At 73.6% G+C, this 2,900-nt stretch carries 3 protein-coding genes and 1 pseudogene; 1 reads left to right on the forward strand and 3 read right to left on the reverse strand.

Annotation, left to right across the window (positions count from 1 at the left end):
• Positions 1 to 599, forward strand: a pseudogene (locus FPZ47_RS27075) (hypothetical protein); the annotation flags it as partial.
• 14 nt (positions 600 to 613) lie between these two features.
• Here FPZ47_RS27075 and FPZ47_RS27080 read toward each other — a convergent pair.
• From FPZ47_RS27080 to FPZ47_RS27090, 3 genes are all read right to left on the reverse strand, one after another.
• On the reverse strand, positions 614 to 1,336 hold the full coding sequence (locus FPZ47_RS27080; protein ID WP_144952764.1) for a DUF732 domain-containing protein: 723 nt from the start codon (positions 1,334 to 1,336) through the stop codon (positions 614 to 616).
• A gap of 124 nt (positions 1,337 to 1,460) precedes the next feature.
• Positions 1,461 to 2,123: a TIGR04282 family arsenosugar biosynthesis glycosyltransferase gene (locus FPZ47_RS27085; RefSeq protein ID WP_144952766.1), complete on the reverse strand. Its 663-nt coding sequence runs from the start codon at positions 2,121 to 2,123 to the stop codon at positions 1,461 to 1,463.
• Positions 2,120 to 2,779, reverse strand: coding sequence for a glycosyltransferase family 2 protein (locus tag FPZ47_RS27090; protein WP_210420033.1), 660 nt, complete (start codon positions 2,777 to 2,779; stop codon positions 2,120 to 2,122). Before FPZ47_RS27090 ends, FPZ47_RS27085 begins: the two co-directional genes overlap by 4 nt.
• Positions 2,780 to 2,900: the final 121 nt, after the last annotated feature.

Raw genomic sequence — 2,900 nt, forward strand, 5'->3', positions numbered from 1 at the left:
CCGCCCGGTCCCCCGCGGCGGCCGCCGCGGGGGGGGGACTGCTGCGCGGCGGGGTTATCTTCCTCAGCTCCGGCCTGTTGTTGTGGGGCCGGCGGGGGGGGGGGGGGGGGGGGGGGGCGGCGGGCGGGCCGGCCGCACTGCGGGCTTTGGGTGCCGCCATCGGGGCGGCGCTGGCGGTGGTGGCGGTGTTCGCCGTCCTGGGGTTCTCCTGGTTCGAGGGTTATACCCTTGTGCAGCAACGCTATTGGCAGGGCATCGCCAAGGACCGGCCGTTCGCCTACTGGTGGTGGGCCAACCTGGCGTGCGTAGTCTGCGCGATCGGACTGGGCAGCGTGGCCGGGCTGAGCCGGGTGTTCGACGTGGCCGCGATCCGGCGCCGCCGCGGGTTGCATCTGGTGTTGCTGGGGGTGCTGGCCGCCGTGGTCAGCGCGGACCTGAGCGAACTGAGCAAGGCCGAGGTGGAACGGATCTGGCTGCCGTTCACCGTCTGGCTCACCGCGGCGCCCGCGTTGCTGCCGGTGCGGTCGCATCGCATGTGGCTGGCGGTCAACGCCGCCGGTGCGCTGCTGGTGAACACCGTCATCGTCACGCACTGGTAGGCATCGGGTCCGTCTCAGGGCGCGAGCCTGACCCAGCCCGGCGACATGGGCGCCGACGGCTCCGGCTCCGCGGGAGCACCGCCTTGGCTGCCGCCGGCACCACCGCCTTGGCTGCCGCCGGCACCACCGATGCCGGCGCCGCTGCCGCCGCCCGGTCGCGGCGCATCGGCAGGGGGCGGCGACCGCTTCGGCGCAGGCGGTGCCGCGACGAGCCGGGGCGGCGGTTTCAGGGTCGGCGCGTCCGGCGGCGGTGGAGGCGGAATATCCGGCGGATCGGGGGTGAGTTCCCCCGCGGGAAGCACCCGGCTACGCAGAGCGACGGGATGCGCCGGGATGCCCGGCCCCCGGGCGGCATAGGCCGTGATGGAAACGATCTTGCCGCGATCGCCCGGGCAGTAGGCCTCGACCGAAGCGGTGATGAACCGGGTGATGGTGGACATGATGCGGCGGCCGGGGAACCGCTGCCCGCCCGGGTCGATGAGCGTATGGCCCCTCATGTCGTCCACGAGAGCGTTCACCGGCATGCCGCCGTCGAGCCTGCCGCAGATCTTGTGGGCCGTGGCGATCAGGTTGGGTACCCCTTCGAGTGCGGGGATCTGTTCTTGTTCGAGCAGTGCCAGAAACTGCGCGTCCTGGTCCGGATCGGCCGCTGTCGCGCCGGCGCGCAGGCATGCACCGCCGGCGAGTACCACGAGGGCGGTGGCCAGTGCGCCGGCGTGGCTGGTGATGGTGGACATCGGGGCTCCGTTCCGCGGGGGGCCGTCGCCGAACGGGCTCTGGACGGTGATCGACACCGCGCCGCGTGGTTACCTGGTCAGCATTCCCCGGCACCCCATCACCGAAACGCTGCGGTGGCCGTCGTCAAAGCCCCGCCACGCGGGCAGCCCGCGCGAAGCGGCTCTCGGCTGCGCACACCGCACGCACACCGGAAATGTCGCCGACTACGTCGAAGTCGGCCAGTTGTTCTACAACTGTAACGTCGATTCCGTTGGCGCGCAAGGCCTTCAGGGTGAGCTGCCCGGTGTCGGGTTGCGACATCGGGACGGTGCGCAGGCATTCGGCCAGCGCCGGCGCCGCCACCCCGAGCGCCCACCAGCCGCCGTCGCACGCCGGGCCGAGGACGGCCGGCGCTTCGAGCAGCCGTTGCGCGCAAACGGCCAACAACGCGGCGGTCACCTGCGGAGTGTCCATCCCGATCTGCAGCACGGGATATCCGTCCGCGGAGTCGGCGTGCGCGTTGGCAAGCCGGTCGCCGAATTCGTTGCCGCGCTGCGGAATCACGGTGAACGATGCCAGTCGCCGACGGATCTCGGCGGCCCCCGCGGCGGCGTCCAGGTCGCCGGTGAGCGCGACCACCCGGGCGGCCACCGGCGTGGCGGCCACGGCGTCCAGCGTGTCCAGCAGCGCGGCCGCGGCGATGTCGGCGGCGACCCGTTCGCCGACCGTGCTGGCGAGCCTGGTCTTGGCCAGGCCGGGCTCCGGCGCCTTGGCGACGACCAGCAACGTCACCGGCAGCACTGTCACGAGATCACCTTCCAGAAGTCCAGGATCGCGATGATGCTGCCCCGCAGCGACCCGCTGACCTTGGACCTGCCGCCGGTGCGGGGCCCGTAGCCGACGTCCAGCTCGACCACGCGCCAGCCGGCCGCCGCGGCACGGACCAACAGTTCCAGCGGATAGCCGGACCGCCGGTCGGCGACCCCCAGTTCCAGCAGTGCCTGGCGCCGCGCCACCCGCATCGGCGCGATGTCGTGCACGGGCAGGCCATGACGGGCGCGCAACCGCCAGCTCATCACCACGGTGCCCAGCCGCGCAACCCACGGCCAGTGCAGTCCCGCCACGGGGCGGCGCCGGCCGATGACCAGGTCGGCGTCGTCGAGCGCGGCGACCAGCCGCGGCAGGTCACCGGGGTCCAGCGAGCCGTCGGCGTCGATGACCGCCACGATCGGGGTCGTCGCGGCGACCACCCCCGCGTGCACCGCGGACCCGTACCCGGGCCGCGGCTCGACGACCACCCGGGCACCGTGGCGGCGCGCGACGCCGGCGGTGTCGTCGGTGCTGTTGTTGTCGACGACCAGCGCCCGGTACCCGTCGGGGATGGCCGCCAGCACGGCCGGCAGCGACTCCTCCTCGTCGAGGCAGGGCAGCACCACCGTGACCGGGGCGTCAAGGTCCGGCATCGGCGGCTACTCAGAACCCGAAGCCGTGCTGCCCGCCGCCCGCGCCGCCCGGTCCCTGCGGGATGTGCGGCTCCGGCGCCACCGGCTGGGGAGCCCGGGTCTGGGGGGCCTGGGTCTGGGG

The sequence above is a fragment of the Mycobacterium helveticum genome, from assembly GCF_007714205.1.
GTDB classification, from domain to species: domain Bacteria; phylum Actinomycetota; class Actinomycetes; order Mycobacteriales; family Mycobacteriaceae; genus Mycobacterium; species Mycobacterium helveticum.

Bases quoted from the DNA above. Each gene is read 5' to 3' on its own strand.
- FPZ47_RS27090 (WP_210420033.1), bottom strand. From the start codon at position 2,779: ATGCCGGACCTTGACGCCCCGGTCACGGTGGTGCTGCCCTGCCTCGAC.
- FPZ47_RS27080 (WP_144952764.1), bottom strand. From the start codon at position 1,336: ATGTCCACCATCACCAGCCACGCCGGCGCACTGGCCACCGCCCTCGTG.